Consider the following 19,992-nt stretch of genomic DNA (forward strand, 5'->3'; position numbering starts at 1 on the left):
CGAGGATGCCCGGCGTCGCTGGCGCGTCGATTTATCAATTATAGTGAATATAATTGATTTTAACGAATAAAATGATTTGTTTGCGGAGAAAGTGTTGTATTGCGCGCCGGCGCGGGCGGCTAGCGCAGCGCCGCCTGACGCGTCAGCCAGCGGTCGACCATTTCACGCAGCTGGGCGGCCGTAAACGGCTTGGACAGATAATCATCCATGCCGGCCGCCATGCAGCGCTGCCGGTCGTCGTCGGTGACGCCGGCCGTGAGGGCGATGACGGGCAGGCGCGGCGCGCCGCTGGCCGCTTCGCGGGCGCGCAGGGCCTGGCACGCCTGGTAGCCGTCCATGACGGGCATCATGCAATCCATCAGGACCAGGTCGTACGGCTGCTCGGCCAGCGCCTGCAAGCCCAGCTCGCCGTTCTCCGCCGTGTCGATGCGGTAGCCGCGCGCGCCCAGCTGCAGGCACACCAGCTGACGGTTCAGCGCCGTATCCTCGACGAGCAGGATGCGCGCGCCCGGTTCTGATGCGGGAACGGGCGCGCAGGCGGCCGCGGATGCCGATGGCGCGGCCGTCTCCGGCTCCGCCTCCGGTGCCTGGGCGGCCATGCAGGGGATGCGCACGGTGAAGCGGGAACCGGCGCCGGGCGCGCTGCTGCAGAAGATCTCGCCGCCCAGCAGCGCCACCAGGTGCTTGCAGATGGTCAGGCCCAGCCCCGTGCCGCCATAGGCGCCGCTGATGCTGTCGTCGGCCTGGCAAAACGGTTCGAAGATGCGGCTCAGTTGCAGGGGCGTCATGCCGATGCCCTGGTCGCTGACCATGGCGACGAGGCAGGCGCTGGCGCCGTCCGGCGTGGCCGGTTCCAGGTGCAGGCGCACGGTCACCGTGCCCGAGGGCGTAAACTTGATGGCATTGCTGATCAGGTTGCCGAGGATTTGCGCGAGGCGCGTGCGGTCCGAGCAGATCAGCGGCGGCACGCTGTTGCCGATTTCGCTGACCAGGAACAGCTGTCTGGCGTCGGCCTGCGGGCGGTGCAGCGCCAGCACGTCGTCGAGCAGCAGGCGCGGGTCGAAGTCGCGCAGCTCGATGCCCATCTGGCCTGCCTCGACCTTGGACAGGTCGAGGATATCGTTCAGGATGCGCATCAGGTGCTGCACGCCATCGCCGATGCGCTGCGCGTGCTGCCGCTGCGCCGCATCGAGCGCGCTGTCCTGCAGCAGTTCGGCCATGCCGGCGATGCCGGCCATCGGCGTGCGGATCTCGTGGCTCATGACGGCCAGGAAGCGCGACTTGGCGGCATTCGCCGCTTCCGCGCGCGTTTGCAGCGCCAGCGCCATGGCCGCGTCGCGCTCCTGGCGCCGCAGCAGGGCCAGGATCAGCGCGATGGCACCGGCCAGCACGAGCAGGCTGACCACGGCCGCCCCGCCCATGGTGCGCAGCATGCGCCGCCAGCCCGCCAGATAAACCGCGTCCGTGACGGTCACGTTGACGGCCAGCGGATAGTCGCGCACCAGCCGGATGCCGGCCAGGCGGTCGACCGTGCGTCCCTGTTCAGCCGCGCGCGGCGTGTCCACCTGCAGCACGCCATCGCTCTTGCCCTGTTCCAGCAGGCGGTAGGTGCTGCCCGTCAGGTTGCGCTTGCCCATCATCTCGGGCACGGCCGGCCAGCGGGCCAGCAGCGTGTAGTCGCTGCGGTACAGGGAAAAGGCCGTATGTTCGCCGATGCTGGTGCTCTGGAAGAATTTGCTGAAGAAGTCGCATGACAGGCCGACCAGCACCACGCCGAGGAAGCGGCCGTCCGGTCCGCTGATGCGCCGGCTGATATAGAAGGTCCAGGCGCCATTGCCCTTGTTTTGCACGGGCGCGCTGACGTGCATGCCGCCGTTCGGGTGGCGTCGGTGATACTCGAAGTAATCGCGCTCGCCGAGGCGGATGGGCGGCGTGGGAAAGGCGCGGCTGAAGGCCAGCACGCTGGCGTCGCTGCCGACGATGGATACGACGTCCACTTGCGGCACGCCGCCGATCTTGTGCCGCAGCGTCTGGTGCATGGCCTGGGTACCGACGGCGGCGGCCAGCGCCTGCGCGTCCGCGGGGGCGGCGGCCTCGATCTCGTTGCTGACGCTGTCGAGCACCAATCGGGCCGCCGTCATGCTCTGCGCTGTGTTTTCCGCCAGCAGCAGCGACAGGTTCGCCAGGTCTTGTTTCCAGTCATCGACGGCTTCGCGGTGCAGCAGCACGCCGGAGACGGCGATGCGCAGCGCCAGCAGGCCCACCAGCACCAGGCCCACGACGGTCGTCATGGTGCGCGGCCGGTAGCGGTGCACCAGGCGCAGGACGGCCTGGGGCGCGTTCATTCCTGCGCGCCCGTGTATTCAAGCATGCTGCGGCGAACCTCCTGCTCCACCGCGCCGAGCAGCGCCGCCGTTTCGGCCAGCCAGTCCGGTGCCGCCGCACCTTGATGGCGGACCAGCTGCTCGAGCGCCGCCAGGCGCGCCACCAGGGCGCTGGCCCCCAGCAGGGCCACGGTGCCGCGCAAGGTATGGCAGCTATGCACGATGGCTTGCGCCGCGCCGCCGCGCATGGCCTGCTCGACGCGCGCAAACATGGCCGGCGACGTATCGAGGTAGGTCTGCGACAGGGCGCGGAACATCTCCAGGTCGTGGCCGGTGGCATGGAACAGCACGGCAGGATCGATGTGGCGATAGGCTGGCATGTCGGCTCCGTGTCGAGGGGAAAGCGGTGGCAGTCTAGGCGGCCAGACTGTTGCGCCGCGCATGGCCGGCGCAGCAGGCGCGCAGATAGCCGCGCAGTTCGTCGTAATTGACGGGCTTGGCAAAGAACACCACGCCGGGCGGCACGCCGCCCCGTTCTTCCAGCTCTTCCTGCGTCAGGCTCGACAGCATGGCGATGTGCATGTCCGCCAGCAGCGGGTCGGCCAGGATGGTACGGATCACTTCGTAGCCATCGATGCCTTCCATGACGATGTCGGCCAGCAGGATGTCGGGCTGGTCGCGGGCGATTTCCATCAGCGCCTGGTAGCCGTTCTCGCAAAAGCGCAAGTCCGCCTGCAAGCCCCATGAACCGATCTGTTTTTCATACAGCGCGCGTTCGATCGGATTGTCCTCGATCACGAGGATGGACGGTGGACGGCCCGATGGGACGGGGCGGTTGGCCCGTGCCGCGCGCTGGTCCTGGCCCGGCTGGCCGGGATTGCCCTTGTAGGCCTCGACGGCCGCGAGGGGAATGCGCCGGTGGCCGCCCTTGGTCTTCCAGGCTTCGATTACGCCGGCCTCGACCAGTTGTTGCACCGATGTGACCGAGATGCCGAGGATTTCTGCGGCCTTTTGGGTAGTGCAAACGTCTGCAGTGTGCATGATGGGCTTTATGGTCGCGGATGTAGTTGAAGGGAATGATACGCAATCGGGCTCAAAAAATCAATTTCAACGAATTATATGAATTCACTAAAAACCTGGCGCGTGGCGGGCCGGACTCGCGTGCGTGTGCGGCAGGGGGCACTATGCGTCTGCGGTTCCAGGATATCGCGTCGTTCGCTCCACTCGGCGCTGCTGTGGCGTAGCAGGGTTTCCATGTCGTTTCGGTCCAGCCCCAGTACCCGCGCGGCGGCCAGGACCGGCCCGCGCGGCCCCGCGCCGTTGCGCAATATCAGGTCGGCGAAACCGCTGGCCAGCTTCAGCAGCCATGCCAGGTCCGTCATGCGCCCGGCACCCCCGAAGCCGGGCGGCGCGGCATGGCAGCGCACGGCGTCGCACAGCATGTCCGGCATGCCCCAGCCCCGCATGAGGATGGCCGATAGCGCCAGCTGGTGGTAGCCGAAGCGCTGCGACTCCGCGCACAGCAGCCGTGCCGTGGCACCCTTGCCGTATTGGCCCAGCACTTCTTCATATTCCTGCGGATGCAAGGTGGCCAGGGCCAGCTGGCCGCAGTTGGCCAGCAAGCCGCAGCTGTACAGATCATTGGCCGGCGCCAGCTGCAGCGCCTCGCCGGCCACGCGGGCGGCGCACGCCATGGCCAGCGCGTGCGACCAGTAGCGCTGCGCGTCGAAGTGCGCGCACGTGGCCGCCGGCACGGCCGGTGCGGCAAACGCCTGGCGCAGGGCGGGCAGGCCGATCGCGGCCAGCATCGCCGCGCTGACCGCCGCATGCGTGCGCACGCCCGCATTCGCCAGGCCGATGATCTTGCCCGTCAGGGCGGGATCGCAGCTCAGTTGTTCCGCCAGCTCATCGAGCGATACCTGWTGCTGGCACAAGTTTGCCAGCCAGTGGCACCGCCCGGCGGGCGAGGGCAGGATGGCGCCGCCGAGCAGGCGCGCCAGGTCGATGTGCGCGCTCATGGCCGGCTCCCGACGCCGCTGCGGTCATCGGCTTGCGCCGCGCCCGCCGTCTGTAGGACCGTGACGGCCTGCGACAGCGCGTCGAGCGCCATCAGCAGTTCCGCATGCAGGCGGCGCAGTGCGCCGATATCGTTGGAAAAGCCCGCGTGTACGGCCTGGCGCGCCAGCGCCTGCAGCGGGAGCAGGCCCATGGACTGGCTGCCGTCGAGGATTTCCTGCGCCAGCACGCGCGCCGGCGCGGTCCGTTCGCAGCGCAGCGCATGGGCGATGCCGGCCAGGCGGTCGCGCGTCTCGGCCACGAACAGGGCCAGGATCTCGCCCTGCAGGCGCCGGTCGTAGCCGAACATGGCGTCCAGGCGGGCCGCGTCGAACGGCGGCGTGTCCGGCGCCCTCGGCGCTGGCGGTGCGCTGTCCGCCACCTTGGCCGGCGGGACCGTTTTGCGCATCTGCAACAGCGCATGCAGATCGGCCGGTGCCGTGCGGCCAGTCTGGCGCCCGCGGGTGCGGCGCCAGAGCAGGGCGGCCAGCAGCAATACCAGGCCGGCCAGGGCCAGCGCCGTGCGCATCAGCGACAGGTCTTCGCAGCGAAGGAAGGGGTGGATGGCGAAGAGGGTGTTCATGACCATGCTCCAATGAATGCTATCTAGGCAAGTGATCCGGCGTGATGGCGCACTTAAAATATTTCCCAGTCGCCCGCATCGGCGGTGGCCGGTGCCGCGGCTCTGGCCTGGCCTGCGGGGCGCGTGGCGACCAGCTTGAGCGACGCCTTGTGCGGTGCGGGCCGCGGGGTGGCAGGCGCGCGGGGCGCCGCGCCGGCCTGTCCAGGCGCCAGCGTGAAGGTGCCCACCACGCCGGCCAGCCTGGCCGCCTGCTCCTGCAGCGATTGCGATGCGGCCGCCGCTTCCTCGACCAGGGCCGCATTCTGCTGCGTGGCTTCATCCATTTGCGTGACGGCGCGGTTGATTTCCTCGATGCCCGTGCTTTGCTCCGCGCTGGCGGCCGAGATTTCGCTGACGATGTCGGTCACGCCGCGTACCGTGTCGACCACTTCCGTCATGGCGGCGCCGGCCTGCTGCACCAGCTTGCCGCCTTGTTCGACCTGTTCCACGGAGTCGCCGATGAGTACCTTGATTTCCTTGGCGGCGGCCGCCGACCGGTGCGCCAGATTGCGCACTTCCGTGGCCACGACGGCAAAGCCGCGCCCCTGTTCCCCGGCGCGTGCCGCTTCCACGGCCGCATTCAGGGCCAGGATATTGGTCTGGAAGGCGATGCCGTCGATGACGCTGATGATGTCGGCGATCTTGTTGGACGCGCTGTCGATCGCTTCCATGGTGCGTATCACGTCGTCCATCACTGCTCCGCCCCGCTGCGCCTTGTCCGAGGCGCTGACGGCCATTTGCTTGGCCTGGCGGGCGTTGTCCGCGTTTTGGCGCACGGTGGCCGTCAGTTCTTCCATGGCCGAGGCGGTTTCTTCCAGCGAACCGGCCTGCTGTTCCGTGCGTGCCGACAGGTCCAGGTTGCCGGCCGCGATCTGGCCCGATGCCGTGCTGATGCTGTCCGTGCCGGAACGCACTTCGGCCACGATGCGTACCAGGCTCGCGCTCATGTCCGCCATGGCCTTCATCAGCTGGCCCACCTCGTCGTTTGAGGTGGTGTTCACTTGCACGCTGAGGTCGCCGCCCGCGATGGTGCGGGCCACGCCGATGGCGTCGGCCAGCGAGGCGGCGATGCGCCGCGCCAGCAGCAGACCCATGCCGGCCACCAGCACCGTCACGACCAGGGCCAGGCCGATGGAAATCCAGCGTGCGTTGGCGGCGGCGGCGGCGCCGTCGGCCGCGCCCTTGGCGGACACGTTTTCGTTGTAGCGGTGGTGGGCGGCGAGGGCGTCGACCAGTTCCTTGATGATGGGCTGGTTTTCCATCAGCAAGTCGCGTGCCGCGTCCAGTTCGCCTGCCTTCGACAGCGCCAGCACCTTGTCGCGCACCGTGTCGTAGCGCGCCAGCACGGCACGGTCGGCGGCCAGCAGCGCGCGGTCCTGTTCATCGGTGATATCTTCTTTTTCATACTGGTCGAGCGCCTTGCCGACCGCCGCGCGCGCTTCCCTGATGCCCGCTTCGAGCTTGTCGCGCGCGGCCGCATCCTTGCTGGCCATGTGCTGCCAGACGGCCGTGCGCATCTGTGCGAACGGCACGAAAGCCTGGTGCAAGGTCAGCAGGCTGGGCACCGTGTTGACGGTGGCATAGCTGGCCGCCGTGTACACGCGGTCCATCTGGTAAATGCCAAAACCCGCCAGGGCGGCCAGTCCCAGGACGACGGAAAGAATCAATGCGTACAGCCGTTTAGCGATGGTCATGATGGGCGCCGCTCCAATGAAGTGAATTGCAAGAAAAAGTGCTTGGTTTCGCTGTTTTTTTCATTCTACGATAAAAATTCGTTTTATTCGAGAAATTTGTTGTTTATTTATTTTATTCAATGATTTTCATCAAAATCGCACTGTTGTGACTGGCTCAACGGTCAGCTCGTGTATAAAAAGCCACACGGCGCGCGGCGCGCGTTCTCGCGTGTGGCACGCTTTGCTGATTAGTGAAAAAATGGGTTTTGCTTGATTGCCATCAAATACGGTGCGCAGGCGCGTGCCGCCGACTGACTCTTGTAAAGGAGCATCATGACTGCCTCTGCCCGGCCTGGACCCTTGCTTGTCATCACCGCAGTCATCTTCCTCTTGCTGGGCCTGGCGCTCGTTGGCGGCGGCGCCTGGCTCGTCAGCCTTGGCGGTTCCTGGTATTACGTGGTGGCCGGCGTCGGCATGCTCGCCGCGGGCGCGCTCGTGTGGAAGGGGCGGCGCAGCGCCCAGCTTTTCCTGGCCCTGCTGCTGTTCGCCACCCTGATCTGGTCCGTCATCGAAGTGAAGTTCGACTGGTGGCAATTGCTGCCGCGCCTCGACATCTGGTTCGCCGCCGCCGCCTGGCTGCTGCTGCCGTTCGTCGACCGGCGCCTCGATCCACCATTGACGGCCGGGACAAAACCGCGCGATGCGGGCAAGAGCGCGCTGGCCGCCGCCGTGGTGCTGACGGCCGCCGTGGGCATATTTTCCCTGTTCCAGGATTACCACAACCTGCACGGCGAAGTGCCGGCCGAGAACATGGCCGCGACGCCGCAAGGCGACTTCGCGCCTGGCGTGGCGCCCAACGACTGGGCCGCCTACGGGCGCTCCGGCTATGGCGACCGCTACGCGCCGGCCGCGCAGATCACGCCGGCCAACGCCGGGCAGCTGAAACAGGCCTGGGTGTACAACACGGGCGACTTCAAGGGACCGAACGATCCGGGCGAGATCGCCAACGAAGTCACGCCGCTGAAAGTGAACGGCATGCTGTATCTGTGCACGCCGCATAACATCGTCATCGCGCTCGATCCGGACACGGGCAAGGAGATCTGGCGCCACGATCCGAAGATTAACCGCGACGCGTCGAGCTACCAGCACATGATCTGCCGCGGCGTGGCCTACTGGGACGTCAATGCGGGCCGCGCCAAGGGCGACCCTGCGCCCGAGGCGGCCGGCATGGAGTGCCCGCGCCGCATCTTCGCGCCCACCATGGATGCGACCCTGATCGCCGTCAATGCCGATACGGGCGCAGCCTGCAAAAGCTTTGGTGAAAACGGCGTGATCGGCCTGTACCACGGCATGGGCATGAAGAAGCGGGGCTTTTTGATGCCGACGTCGCCGCCGGCCGTGGCGCAAAACGTGGTGGTGATGGCCGCCAGCGTGACCGACAATTTTTCCACGGAAGAGCCGTCGGGCGTGATCCGCGGCTACGATCCCGTCAGCGGCAAGCTGATGTGGAACTGGGATGCCTCGAACCCGGACGACACGGCGCCGATTGCCGATGGCAAGACCTATACGAACAACTCGCCCAATTCCTGGGGCGTGTCCAGCGTCGATGAAAAGCTGGGCATGGTGTACATTCCGATGGGCAATGAAACGCCCGACACGTGGGGCGGCAAGCGCAATCCGAATGGCGAGAAATACAATAGCGCCATCGTCGCGCTGGACCTGGCGACGGGCAAGGTGCGCTGGGTCTACCAGACCGTGCACCACGACATCTGGGACATGGATATCGGCGGCCAGCCCACCCTGGTCGATATCGATACGCCGAAAGGTAAAGTTCCATCGGTCGTCGCGACGACGAAACGGGGCGACATCTACGTGATCGACCGGCGTGACGGCAGCCTGGTGGTGCCGGCGCCGGAAAAGCCCGTGCCGACCGCCAACGCCGCCCCTGGCGACAAGCTGTCGCCCACGCAGCCGTTCTCGGCCCTGACTTTCCTGCCTGAAAAACATATCAGCGAAACGGATATGTGGGGCACGACGCCATTCGACCAGCTCGCCTGCCGCATCATCTTCCGCCAACACCGTTACGAAGGCCCGTTCACGCCGCAAACGGTGGCCGAGGGCAAGATCAAGGGCGCCATTATTTCGCCGGGCCCGCTGGGCATCTTCGAGTGGGGCGGGGCGGCCGTCGATCCCGTGCGTCAGTTGCTGCTGGTCAATCCCGATTACATGGGCTTCCTGGAGCGCCTGGTGCCGCGCGCGCAAGCCAATGCGCCGGGCGGCACGGGCACGGAAATGGGCTTGCAGCCGCAGACGGGCGTACCGTTTGCCGTGGAAATCAAACCCTTCCTGTCGCCGCTGGGCTTCCCATGCCAGGCGCCGCCGTGGGGCTATATCGCCGCCGTCGACTTGCGCACCATGAAAAAAGTATGGATGCACAAGAACGGCACCACGCGCGACAGCGCCCCCGTGCCCATCGCCTTGCCGCTGGGCGTGCCGAGCCTGGGCGGCATGAGCACGACGGGCGGCGGCGTCGCCTTCCTCAGCAGCACGCTCGATTACTATATTCGTGGCTACGACGTGCGCAACGGCAAAACCGTATGGAAAGCCCGCCTGCCGGCCGGCGGCCAGGCCACGCCGATGAGCTATGTGTCGGACAAGACGGGCAAGCAATATGTGGTGGTGATGGCCGGTGGCCACGGTTCGCTGGGCACGAAGATGGGCGACAGCCTGGTGGCGTTTGCCTTGCCGGATGAGGCGGTGAAGGAGGCGGGGAAAGGGAAGTAAGAAGAGAGGTAAGACGAGAGGTAAGTGAAGCGCATCGGCGGCATGGTCTGGCCATGCCGCCGATGCGCTACCACTGAGGTGCGCGACGCTATGGCAAGTGGCGATTCAAGACGATGAGTTCGGCATTGTCCGCTGTATCGTCCGCCATCGGGTAGAGCACGACCGCATAAGCATGCTCCATGGTCTTGTTGATGCTGGAAATGATCAAGTTGTCATGGGGTATCTGCAACACCTCGTTTGTCAGCAAATTCCTGTAGCCTTGCACACCTTTGCTATAGAATATTTCCAACAACTCATCATTTTTCGTCGTCAGCCAGCCGTTTCCAAACTCGGTATTGAAACGCGTGACAACAGTGCCGTCAGCGATGTTAACTGGCTGCCATGTATTGAACAATGGATCGGCAAAGTCCGCCAATTCGATGATGTCGCTTGCCCCATCCGCACCTATTTTTTTGACGATGATTTTATCTTGTTCCTGCGCCAGCAGATAAGAATCGCTGTCGAAACAGGCGCTTAATATCTGCCACACATGGATATCGTTCGCATCGATTTCCCGATAGCGAACGACATCGCCTTTTTCATCGATCTCCCGGTGCAGCAGGATGCTGCCGTCATTCGCCAGCAAATGAATCGCCTTGCTGCAAATGGCAATGCGGTTATTTGCGGGTAATGGAATCTTGACATTGTGTTTCTTCTTCAGCGTCCCATTGATAAACTCGATGGCCAGGATTTTGTCCGGTTTCTTATCGTTAAAGTCCACGTCGTGAAATATCGAATGCGAGTCCGTCGTTCCAATGAAGTTTCCTGTAAATGGACGGTTACCCTTTGGTAGTTCCACATCTTCACGATGAAAGACGGGAATGCTGATTTCCAGTTCTTTATCGGGATGATAAGGGATGACGGAGACATAATTTTTCTGATCCGGACTCAGGAACAGTGTCGGCAAGATGCCGTCATCCTCGACGTAGCTTTCGCTACTGCCATCCATCGCCACAGTCGTATATATCAGCTTATATGTGCCATTCTTTTCGTAGACGTAATTAGCCAGCAGCGTCTTTTCAGCAAAGGAGATGCTGTCTTTGGCTGATATTGCTGTTTCAGCAAGCAACGTTGTCACTGTGCCCCAGTCGCCTTGCGCGACGGACGATGCGTAGGGTGCTACCTTGTCGAGATTTTTCATGCGTCAGATGGTTTCCATATCTTATTGCGTCGCCAATCCCAGTTTCAGTCCCACCAGCTTGCCCGGCGCGGCGTCCGTTTTTTCCGGCGCGCCCGCGCTGACCCTGGCCGCCGGCGTGCCGTCTTGCTGCAAAGCGGCCAGAATCGCCGCGCTGCGCTGGGCGCCCAGCTTGCTCAAGGCGTCTGCCGGCAAAGGCTGTTTGGCTTCCAGCTGCTCGCGCAAGCCGGTATAGAACGCGCCCGTGTCGGCCACTTGCGGCTCGCCCTCGATCAGCTTGCCCAGGCGTTGCAAGACGGGGATCTTGGCCGTTCCCGGGGCGGAGGCGCTGGCGGATGCCGCCGCTGCCGATGCCGGTGCGGCCGATTCCGCCGCCTTCTTCTGCTTGTCCAGCTCGGCCTTGCCGAAGCGTTCGCCGTACAGCTCGCGCAGGGCGCCCCGTATCTTGCGTTCGCCCAGGTTCAGCGGTCCCGGTTCTTCACCCGCTTCGAGCTTGATGCCGGCCTTGGCGGCGACGGCGCGGCGCACGGCCTGGGCGCGCAAGGCGGCCCCGTCCGTGTCGCTGTACTGGCCCGGCACGGCCAGCTTCAGCTGTTCGCGCTTGGCCAGGATTTGCGCCACCTGCTTGAGCTTTTCCCGCTCGGGCGGCAGCAGCACGGCGCTGCCCGCATCGAAATCGATGGCTTCGAGCTTGTCGGCGCTGATGCCCAGCAAATTGCCCAGCGCGCGGAACGGTGCCGTGACGATCTTCGTCAGCACATTGCCCACGGCTTTCCAGATCAGGGCGCCATAGCTGAATTGCGGGTCGTTCATGTCACCCGACACGGGCAGGCCCAGGTCGATGCGCCCATCGCTATCCTTGAGGATGGCCAGCGCCAGTTCCAAAGGCAGCTTCAGGGCGTCCGGGCTGTCGATGCGCTCGCCCAGGGTCAGCTTGTCGAGCACGATCTGGTTGGTGCCGTCGAGCTGGCGGTTGCGCACCTTGTATTGCAAATCCAGCGAAATCTTGCCTTCGGCCACTTTGTAGCCGGCGAACTTCATCGTGTACGGCGAGGCGGACACCATGTCGACGTTCTTGAAAACCACGTTCAAGTCCGTGTTGTCGGTCGGGGCGAACGGGTTTAATTGTCCGCGCACGCGCGCCAGGCCGAATTCGTCGATGCGGCCATCGAGTTCGATCTGGCTGCGCGCATCGCGTTTCGTCGACAGGCCCGTGACGACGCCGTTCAATTCATAGATTTTCGCCGCGAATTGGGGCCGCAGGCTCAGGTCGGCAAAGTCCAGCTTGGCATTCTGCAGGCGCACGCGGCGCACGCGCACGGGGAAGGCGGCGTCGGCCGCCTGCGCAGTGGCGGCAGCAGGAGTCGGGGACGGGGCCGTGGCCGGCTCAGGCGCCTTCACCAGCAGGCGCTGGGCATTGAGGCTGCGGTCGTTTTCGATGATCAGCTGGGCGTTCGGTTCGACTACGCGCAGTTCGGGGATGTCGACGAAATCGGGCTCCACGCTGGCCGTCAGCTTGTCGGCGCGGACGCTTTTCCACGAGGCAAAGCGCTTGCCATCCGTTTCATTAAGCACGAGACCGGCGATATCCACACCGCCCTCATAGCGCACTTTGGGCGCTTTCGGCGCGCCGCCGCCCGTCGTCAGGCGGCCGCTGCCGGAGAGCGTGCCGCCCGCCAGCTTCAGTTTCAGATGTTGCGCCAGCAGCGGCTGCACGGGGGCCAGGGCCAGCTGTTTGAGATTCAACTGCGCATCGACGGCGCCCGTGCCCGGCACGAACTTGCCGTCGGCCGTGAGCACGCCGCCTTCGCGCAGGCCGACGCCCAGCTCGAACGGCAGCGCCTGCTTCATATCGTTGCTGACGTCGCGCAGCGACAATCTAGCATCCTGCAGCGTGCCCTTGATGCCCGTGCCCGCATCGTCGAAACGGGCGCCGAACTTGCTCAGTTCTACCTTGTCTACCTTGGCGGACCAGGGAGCCGAAGGGGTTTCTTTGCCTGCGTCGGCCTTGCTGGAGGCAAACACGGGCAGTTTTTGTGCAATTGCAAACTCTCCCTGGCGGTTGCGCGCCAGATCGATCTGCGCGCCGCTGGCCATCACGGCGCCCAGGTGCACGCTATGCGCGGCCAAGTCGATCTTGCCTTCGCTAAAGCCCAGTTGGGCCAGCTTGAACGGCGTTTGCGCACCGCGTTGCATGGCCAGGTCGGCCAGACTGAAATCCGCGCCGTTGATGACGGTGGCCATGCCCGCCGGCCCCTGCTGCAAGGCCAGTTGCAAGTTCAGCCGCAGTTGCCGGGCGCTCAATTGCAGGGCGGGCGTGACGGTGTCATCGATGGCGGATACGTCCACATTGGCCAGCGCCAACTGATGCAAGTCCAACTTCCATTTGCCAGGTTTCGATGGCGCGGCGGGCGTGGCGGCGGCTGGTGTGGGATTGCCCGGCAACATCAGGTTCGCCACGTCGATTTCGCCCTTGCTGTCGCGCCGCACGGCCACCTTGCCGCCGTACAGATTGACCTTGTCGATCGTGACGTTCTGCCGCGCCAGGTCCACGTTCACGCCGGCGATGCCCAGGGTACTCAGTGAGGTAAATGGCTCGCCTTTGTCCTTTACATTGCCTTGCGCCAGCGCCAGGTCGCGCAAGGCCAGGCCCGCGCCCTTGACGGTCGCTTCCAGCTTGCCGTCGGCATAGGAAAAAGCGTAGGGCAGGCGCGCCGACAGCGTGCCGCTCGTGACGCTGGCGCGCGTGTAGGCTTTCAGGTAGGCCGCCAGGCCGGGCAGGGAAGCGTCGTTCAGTATCAGTTCGCCTTCGCCGCGAATCGGGCTGAGCGAGGCGGTGCCGCGCCAATGCAGCTTGCCGCCGCGCGTCGCGTCAGCGCTGAGACTGTAGCTGCCGTTGGCGTCGGGCAGGGTGGAGATATTGTCGAGCGTAAAGTCGATCGGCGTGAAGTTGTCCGCATAGCCGGCCTTCTGGTCTTGCCAGTCCACTTTGCCTTGTTCCAGCGCAAAATGGGTGATGACGAGGCGCGGCATGCCGCCGTCGCTTTTTTCCGGGTGCTTGCGTTGCCAAGTGGCCAGCACTTCGGCCAGGTTGAACTTGCCATCCGGCGTGATCGTCAGCTGGGCTTGTGGCGCCGTGATGCGGATTTCCGCCAGGCTCCAGGCGCGGCGCACGATGGATTTCCATTCCAGCTGCACGGCCAGCGCGCCGACGGACAGCAGCGGCGCGCCGCTCTTGCCCTCCGCGCCGGGCGCTTCCCTGAAAGCGATCTGGTCCGCTTCCAGGCGCAAGGTAAACGGGTTGAAGCGCACGTCGCCTATGCTGGCCTGGCGCGCCAGTTCTTTTTCCGCAAATTTAGGGAGCTGGTTTTTGATGACGTAGGGCACCAGCCAGAAGCCGGCCGCGCTGTAGGCGGCCAGGGCGCAGCCGGTGCCGACGGCCCAGCGCTGCCAGCGTTTCCAGCGAAATGTTTTCGTCTGCACGCTTTTGTTGTCGATTGTGTTCACGAACTTACCTTTTGATCTTGTTGGGCTGCACATCCTGCACGCCGTGACTGTCAGTATGCCTCTTTGCGAGCTCGTCTGCAAAATCCAAACGTGTTCAAGTGATAACAGGCGCCAGAGTGGCCTTGTTTCCCCTATAAAACTCACACAAACTCACTCTTACTTGATAATGATTCTCATTATCGGTATCATGCGCGCTAACCGTAAGTTTCCATTCGCACATATTTTTTATTGAAAGCACGATGTCATGCCTGTCGTCTCCCCCCGCACCCGCTTGCTTCCCGTCGCCGCAGCCCTGTCGCTGGCCTTTGCTTCCCATGCCGCCTTGGCGGTCAATGTGGCCGGCGGCCAGGACGATCTGACGGCTGGCGACGAGAAAGTCATGCAAGCCGTTCAAGTGACGGGCACGCGTGCGCAAGGCTTGGTGCCCGTCACGACAGAGGCGGGCAGCTTTCGCGGCGCTAATATCATGGACGTGCCGTCGACCGTCAACGTGATTACGCGCGAATTGCTGGAGCAGCAAGCCGTGTCCGGCCTGTACGATGCCGTGCGCAATACGGCCGGCGTGACGCGCCAGCAAAACGGCGGCGAAACCTGGGATCAATTGGTCATACGCGGCATCGCCGTGGAAAACCGCACGAATTACCGCCTCAACGGTTCCATGCCCATCATGAACTTCTCGCAAGTGCCCATGGAAAACAAGGAGAGGGTGGAAGTGCTGAAGGGCGCGTCGGCCCTGTACTACGGTTTTACGTCGCCGGCCGGCGTCGTCAACTTCGTCACCAAGCGGGCTGGCAGCCAGCCCGTCACCAGCATGGGCCTAAGCCTCGACGACCGGGGCAGCGCCGTGGCGACCGCCGAAGTGGGCCGCCGCCTTGGCGCGCAGCAGGAATTCGGCGTGCGCATCAACGCCGCTGGCGGCACCCTGGGTTCCTACCTGGAGCACGTCGGCAATGGCAACCGGCGTTTTATTTCCGCGGCGCTGGACTGGCGCGTGACAAATAAACTGCTGTTGAAGGCGGACCTGGAATACGAGCGCCGCAGGGTGAGGGAGCAGGCGGGCGTGGCCTTGCCGGCCGCCGTGAAAGGCGTGATCAGCTTGCCGCGCGCCGTCGATCCGCGCCAGCTGATCGGCCCCGACTGGTCGGCTTTCGAGGCGCAGACGAAAAACGCGCAATTGCGCGCCGACTACGCCATCGCCGATGGCTGGGCCCTGACGGTGGAAGCGGGCCACTCGGAAACGGCACGCGACCGCCGCCTGGCGATTTTCCGCCTGAACAATGCGGCCGCGCTGGCCACGGGCGCCGGCCGCATCACGGGCAATATCCAGCACAGCGTGACGGCGTCGGACTTGCTGCGCGCTGAACTGGCCGGCAATTTCAACACAGGTTTCATCGCGCATGAACTGACCCTGGGCGCCTCGCGCACGGACAAGTCGCAAGATCCGATTTACCAGAGCAACTACACGATCGCGTCGCAAAACCTGTACCAGCCCGTACCCGTGACGAATGTCGTCTTCGGTCCCAAACCGACGGCGCCCACGACGGCCGGGCTCGACACGCGCGACACGGGCTTGTATGCGCTCGACCGCATGGTCTTCAGCCCGCAATGGCAAAGCGTCATCGGTGTGCGCCGCAGCAGTTATCAAAGCGACCAGGGCGCCAGCCATTACGACGTCAGCAAGACGACGCCGATGGCCTCATTGATTTACAAGGCCAGGCCCGAACTGTCGTTTTACGCATCGACGGCGCGGGGGCTGGAAGAGGGCGAAACGGGCCCGACAGGCACGGTCAATCAGGGCGTCAAGATGGCGCCGGGCGTCAGCAAACAAAAGGAACTGGGCGCGCGCTGGTTGACGCCGGCCGGCACCCTGGTCTCCGCCGCGCTGTTCGACATCACGCGCCCTGGCTACTATACGAATGCCGGCAATGTGTTCACCTCGGACGGCGAACAGCGCTACCGTGGCCTGGAAATCTCGACGCAGGGCAAGCTGACGCGCCAGTTGTCGTGGCAGACGTCGGCCCAGTTCCTCGACCCCAAGTTCGCCCACATCAACGCCGATTACAACGGCAAGGCGCCGGAAAACGCGTCGAAACGCACGGCCAGCGCCTTCTTCGCTTACGCCTTCGACGCGGTGCCGGGCCTGTCCGTCAACGGCGGCGCGTATTATTACAGCGCCCGTCCCGTGAACGACCTGAACCAGGCCTTCCTCGGCGGCGTGAGCCTGTTCAGCGCAGGCGCCCGCTACGCGAGCCGCGTGATGGACAAGGCCGTCGTGTGGCAGTTGAACGTGGAAAACCTTGCCGACAAGCGCTACTGGGCCGGCGCGGGCACGCGGCTGGCATCGGGTGCGCCGCGCGCCTTCAAGTTGTCGATGAAGGTGGATTTGTAAGCAAGGTTTGACTTGCGCCCTGTGCGCAGGGGCCTTGCGCTGATACAATGTTGCCATGTTCATCAGCAAAGGCAAGGCCGGCATCGTCCTGTGGATCGCGTGTATCGCCATCTTCCTGGCCACGCTCGCCCCTACGGTATCGCGCGCGCTGACGGTCGCCAGCGGCATGGCCGTGCCCAGCCTGGAAATTTGCTCGGTGGCGGGCGGCATGCAAGCCATGCCCGCCCGCTACGATGCGCAGGAACCCTCCGCGCCTGAAAAATCGGGCATGCGCATGGCCGACTGCCCGTGCTGCAGCATGCATGCCGACACCTTGTCAATGCCGCCCACAACCCTCGTGCCCGCTTCTGGCGAGCTCCTCACGGGCTTGCTGCCCGCGCTGTTCTACCAGTCCGCCACGCCCTTGTTCGCCTGGACGCCCGTCCAGCCGCGCGGGCCGCCCGCCGCTTTCTGATCTGTCCTTTCCCTGAACTGCCTTGCGCCGCGCCGCACAATGCCGTGCGCTTGCGCCTGTTCGTTTTACCCATACAGAATCTGAAAGCAGCACCATGAAACATTTTTCCTTATTGATTTCCCTCGCCATCGCCATGCCCGCCGTGGCGCAAACGCGCCCTGAAGAGGTTTTGCCCGAAATGAAAGTCATCGTCACGGCCATAGGCGACGGCTACCGTCCCGCCGCCGACACGGCGCTGATGCTCTCCAGCACGCCGGGCTACAGCGTGGCGGCCGGCGGCGGCGTGTCCGGCTTGCCAGTGGTGAATGGCTTTGCGGATGACCGCATCAAGATTCGCATCGACGGCATGGAATTGACGGCCGCCTGCGCCAATCACATGAATGCGCCGCTGTCCTACATCGATCCGCAGCAAGTTCAGCGCATCCGCCTGATCGCGGGCGTGACACCGGTCAGCGCCGGCGGCGACAGCATCGCCGGCACCATCGAGGTGCAGTCGAACGCGCCCGTGTTCGCCCAGCCCGGCGCGCCGCTGCTCACGCAAGGCAGTTTTGCCGTGTCGGGCCGCAGCGCCAACAACAGCGTGGCGACCAGCGTGAATGCGTCGGCCGCCAGCGACGTGCTCAGCATCGGCTACAGCGGCGCCTATACGCGCGGCCACAGCTATGAAGACGGTCACGGCAATACCGTGCTGGCCAGCATGTTTGAAAGCATCAACCAGTCCATCGTGCTGGCGGCGAAACGCGATGGTCAGCAACTGACCTTGCGCGCCGGCGTGCAGCACATTCCGTACCAGGGCTTTCCCAACCAGTACATGGACATGACGGACAATCACGGCCAGTTCGCCAACCTCGCTTACCTGGGCGAGTTCGGCTGGGGCGTGCTGGACGCGCGCGCCTACTGGCAGCAGACGGACCACGAGATGGGCTTTTTTTCGCCCGAGCGCAAGGGCACGATGCCGATGCTCACGCACGGGCGCAACACGGGTTATGCGCTGATGGCCAGCCTGCCGACAGGGACAGGCGAGTTGCGCCTGGGCCAGGAATGGCACGGCTTCCGCCTCGACGATTACTGGCCGGCCGTGCCCGGTTCCATGATGATGGGGCCGCGCACTTACCTGAACATCAACGACGGCAAGCGCGACCGCACCGTGCTGTTCGGCGAACTGGAAACGCGCCACGATGCGCGCTGGACGAGCGTGCTGGGCGTGCGTGGCGAATCCGTGCGCATGGACACGGGCGACGTGCAATCATATGGCACCAATATGATGAACATGCCCGACGTGATGGCCGCCAGGGCCTTCAATGCGCGCAGCCGCAGCCAGCGCGACACGAATATCGATGCCTCCGCGCAAGCGACATTCACGCCTGATGCGTCTAGCAGCTATGCATTCGCGCTGGCGCGCAAGGTGCGCTCGCCCAACCTGTATGAGCGCTACTCGTGGGGCCGCGGCTCGATGGCCATGACCATGACCAACTGGTTTGGCGACGGCAACGGCTATGTGGGTGATATCGACCTCAAGCCTGAAACCGCTTATACGGTGGCATTGACGGCCGACTGGCATGGCGGCGGCGAGGAGGGCTGGTTCCTGCGCATCAACCCCTACTACAGCAAGGTCGACAATTACATCGACGTCGACGTGCTGGCACCTTTCCACCCGTACATGAAAATGGGCGCGAACGGCAACTTGCTGCGCTTTGCCAACCACGATGCCAAGCTGTATGGCACCAATGTCGCCTGGCAACTGCCTTTGGTGCGCAGCGCGCGCTGGGGCAGCTTCATGGCGACAGGTAACGCCGCCTGGACGCGCGGCAAGCGCAGCGACGGTGGCGACCTGTATCGCATGATGCCGTTCACCGCCGTGCTGGCCGTCGAGCACAAGCTGGGCGCCTGGAACAGCCGTATCGAAACGAAGATCGTGGCCCGCAAGGACAAGGTCGATGCGCGCCGCTTTGAACCGGAAACGGGCGGCTATGCCCTCGTCAACCTGCGCAGCAGCGTGGCGCTGAACAAGACCGCCAGCCTGAGGGCCGGTGTCAGCAACCTGTTCAACCGCGCGTATGCGGACCCGCTCGGCGGCGTGTATCTGTCGGGACTGAAAACGAACGGCGGGGCGCTGCAAGCCTTGCCGGCCGAGGGACGGTCGATCGATCTGGGGCTGCAACTGAAGTTCTAAAGGCTGTAATCAGCGTGCACCTTCCTGCCGCCGATGGGGGAGGAAGGCGCACAACTGGCATCGCCGCATCGGGCTACGCCATGTGGTCGTGACAATGTGCGCATGTTTCTCGCTGGTAATTTGTTATGCTCTCTGGCGTCTGCTTCAGGCATTTGGCGCACAGGGGTGCGATAGCGGAGGGTGAAGGCTTTATCTGCTCAAATGAAGCTGACTGAATAAAAGGTTTCCATGATCGCATTTAAAGATTTTCGTTCGACCACCGCGGGCAGTCCTCTTTCCGATGGCATGGACCGCTCTCTGGTATTGGCCAATGAATGGCTGCTAACAACCGGCGTCCGTCCGGTCAACATCGAAACCATCACGGAAACGCGAGGCTGGACGGCGTTAGCCAAGGTTGAGCGAGGGATACGGATTTGGTATGAAGTGGCGCCTCCTTCCATGAAGCCCTGAGCCGTTCAAGCTGGCCATCCCCAGATCATCGGCCGCAGCGTCATCCATTTCCGCCTCCGCTCTTTTTGCGCCGCGACCCTGTCAGCACGCGCAGCGCGGTGGCGATCGGCACCTTGTTCTTGGCCAGGTAGGCGGCGGCCGTGGCGGTATCGAGCATTTCCTGGAAAATAATGCCGACCTCGACCTTTTGGGCCGTCAAATCGTCCTGCCTTGCGCAGTCGAGAATATCCATATTCGTCGCAGTAACCTTGTCATTCTTGGAGCGCATTTTTGCCTCGGTAGAAAAGAGAAAAATGTCTCCTTTTGTTTGCCTTTAAGATAACTTATTTTTGTGACTTTGTGGAAATTTTTCTTTAATCGATAGTGCCTTCAGGAATCAAATTT

14 protein-coding genes are annotated in these 19,992 nt (G+C 64.0%); 5 read left to right on the forward strand and 9 right to left on the reverse strand.

What is annotated here, in order from left to right; all coding sequences use genetic code 11:
• Positions 1–119 precede the first annotated feature (119 nt).
• The 6 genes from CBW66_RS25065 to CBW66_RS29740 form a co-directional block, all read right to left on the reverse strand.
• Complete coding sequence (locus CBW66_RS25065) at positions 120–2,345, reverse strand: hybrid sensor histidine kinase/response regulator (protein ID WP_086140078.1); 2,226 nt, start codon at positions 2,343–2,345, stop codon at positions 120–122.
• A complete protein-coding gene (locus tag CBW66_RS25070; RefSeq protein WP_170933024.1) occupies positions 2,342–2,704 on the reverse strand; it encodes an Hpt domain-containing protein in 363 nt (120 codons plus the stop codon). Before CBW66_RS25070 ends, CBW66_RS25065 begins: the two co-directional genes overlap by 4 nt.
• Positions 2,705–2,738: 34 nt before the next feature.
• Positions 2,739–3,365: a response regulator gene (locus CBW66_RS25075; protein WP_070288176.1), complete on the reverse strand. Its 627-nt coding sequence runs from the start codon at positions 3,363–3,365 to the stop codon at positions 2,739–2,741.
• A gap of 74 nt (positions 3,366–3,439) precedes the next feature.
• Positions 3,440–4,342 carry an HDOD domain-containing protein gene (locus CBW66_RS25080; protein ID WP_086153681.1) on the reverse strand — a complete coding sequence of 301 codons (903 nt, stop codon included), beginning with the start codon at positions 4,340–4,342 and terminating at the stop codon, positions 3,440–3,442.
• Positions 4,339–4,962, reverse strand: coding sequence for an Hpt domain-containing protein (locus CBW66_RS25085; protein WP_086142975.1), 624 nt, complete (start codon positions 4,960–4,962; stop codon positions 4,339–4,341). The genes CBW66_RS25080 and CBW66_RS25085 overlap by 4 nt, the downstream gene beginning before the upstream one ends.
• Before the next feature lie 53 nt (positions 4,963–5,015).
• Positions 5,016–6,695, reverse strand: a complete 1,680-nt coding sequence (locus tag CBW66_RS29740; RefSeq protein ID WP_086140082.1) for a methyl-accepting chemotaxis protein — start codon at positions 6,693–6,695, stop codon at positions 5,016–5,018.
• Positions 6,696–7,007: 312 nt separating this feature from the next.
• On the opposite strand from CBW66_RS29740, the gene CBW66_RS25095 reads away from it, so the two are divergent.
• Positions 7,008–9,458: a membrane-bound PQQ-dependent dehydrogenase, glucose/quinate/shikimate family gene (locus CBW66_RS25095; RefSeq protein ID WP_086140083.1), complete on the forward strand. Its 2,451-nt coding sequence runs from the start codon at positions 7,008–7,010 to the stop codon at positions 9,456–9,458.
• Positions 9,459–9,546: 88 nt separating this feature from the next.
• Here CBW66_RS25095 and CBW66_RS25100 read toward each other — a convergent pair whose 3' ends face one another.
• Together CBW66_RS25100 and CBW66_RS25105 are read right to left on the reverse strand one after the other, a co-directional pair.
• Complete coding sequence (locus CBW66_RS25100; protein WP_086140084.1) at positions 9,547–10,638, reverse strand: hypothetical protein; 1,092 nt, start codon at positions 10,636–10,638, stop codon at positions 9,547–9,549.
• Between the two features lie 21 nt (positions 10,639–10,659).
• Entirely contained in the window at positions 10,660–14,142 is a 3,483-nt protein-coding gene (locus CBW66_RS25105) for a DUF748 domain-containing protein (RefSeq protein WP_230492354.1), read from the reverse strand.
• A gap of 244 nt (positions 14,143–14,386) precedes the next feature.
• On the opposite strand from CBW66_RS25105, the gene CBW66_RS25110 reads away from it, so the two are divergent.
• The 4 genes from CBW66_RS25110 to CBW66_RS28760 all read left to right on the forward strand — a co-directional run bounded on the left by CBW66_RS25110 (position 14,387) and on the right by CBW66_RS28760 (position 19,608).
• Complete coding sequence (locus tag CBW66_RS25110; RefSeq protein WP_086140086.1) at positions 14,387–16,531, forward strand: TonB-dependent siderophore receptor; 2,145 nt, start codon at positions 14,387–14,389, stop codon at positions 16,529–16,531.
• Positions 16,532–16,586: 55 nt separating this feature from the next.
• Entirely contained in the window at positions 16,587–16,985 is a 399-nt protein-coding gene (locus CBW66_RS25115; RefSeq protein ID WP_086140087.1) for a DUF2946 domain-containing protein, read from the forward strand.
• 94 nt (positions 16,986–17,079) lie between these two features.
• Positions 17,080–19,158 carry a TonB-dependent receptor gene (locus tag CBW66_RS25120; RefSeq protein ID WP_086140088.1) on the forward strand — a complete coding sequence of 693 codons (2,079 nt, stop codon included), beginning with the start codon at positions 17,080–17,082 and terminating at the stop codon, positions 19,156–19,158.
• A gap of 228 nt (positions 19,159–19,386) precedes the next feature.
• Positions 19,387–19,608: a hypothetical protein gene (locus tag CBW66_RS28760; RefSeq protein WP_139841751.1), complete on the forward strand. Its 222-nt coding sequence runs from the start codon at positions 19,387–19,389 to the stop codon at positions 19,606–19,608.
• A 40-nt stretch (positions 19,609–19,648) separates the two neighbouring features.
• Here CBW66_RS28760 and CBW66_RS25125 read toward each other — a convergent pair whose 3' ends face one another.
• A complete protein-coding gene (locus CBW66_RS25125) occupies positions 19,649–19,876 on the reverse strand; it encodes a hypothetical protein (RefSeq protein WP_086140089.1) in 228 nt (75 codons plus the stop codon).
• Positions 19,877–19,992 lie beyond the last annotated feature (116 nt).

The sequence above is a fragment of the Janthinobacterium sp. GW456P genome, from assembly GCF_002127655.1.
GTDB lineage: Bacteria > Pseudomonadota > Gammaproteobacteria > Burkholderiales > Burkholderiaceae_D > Janthinobacterium.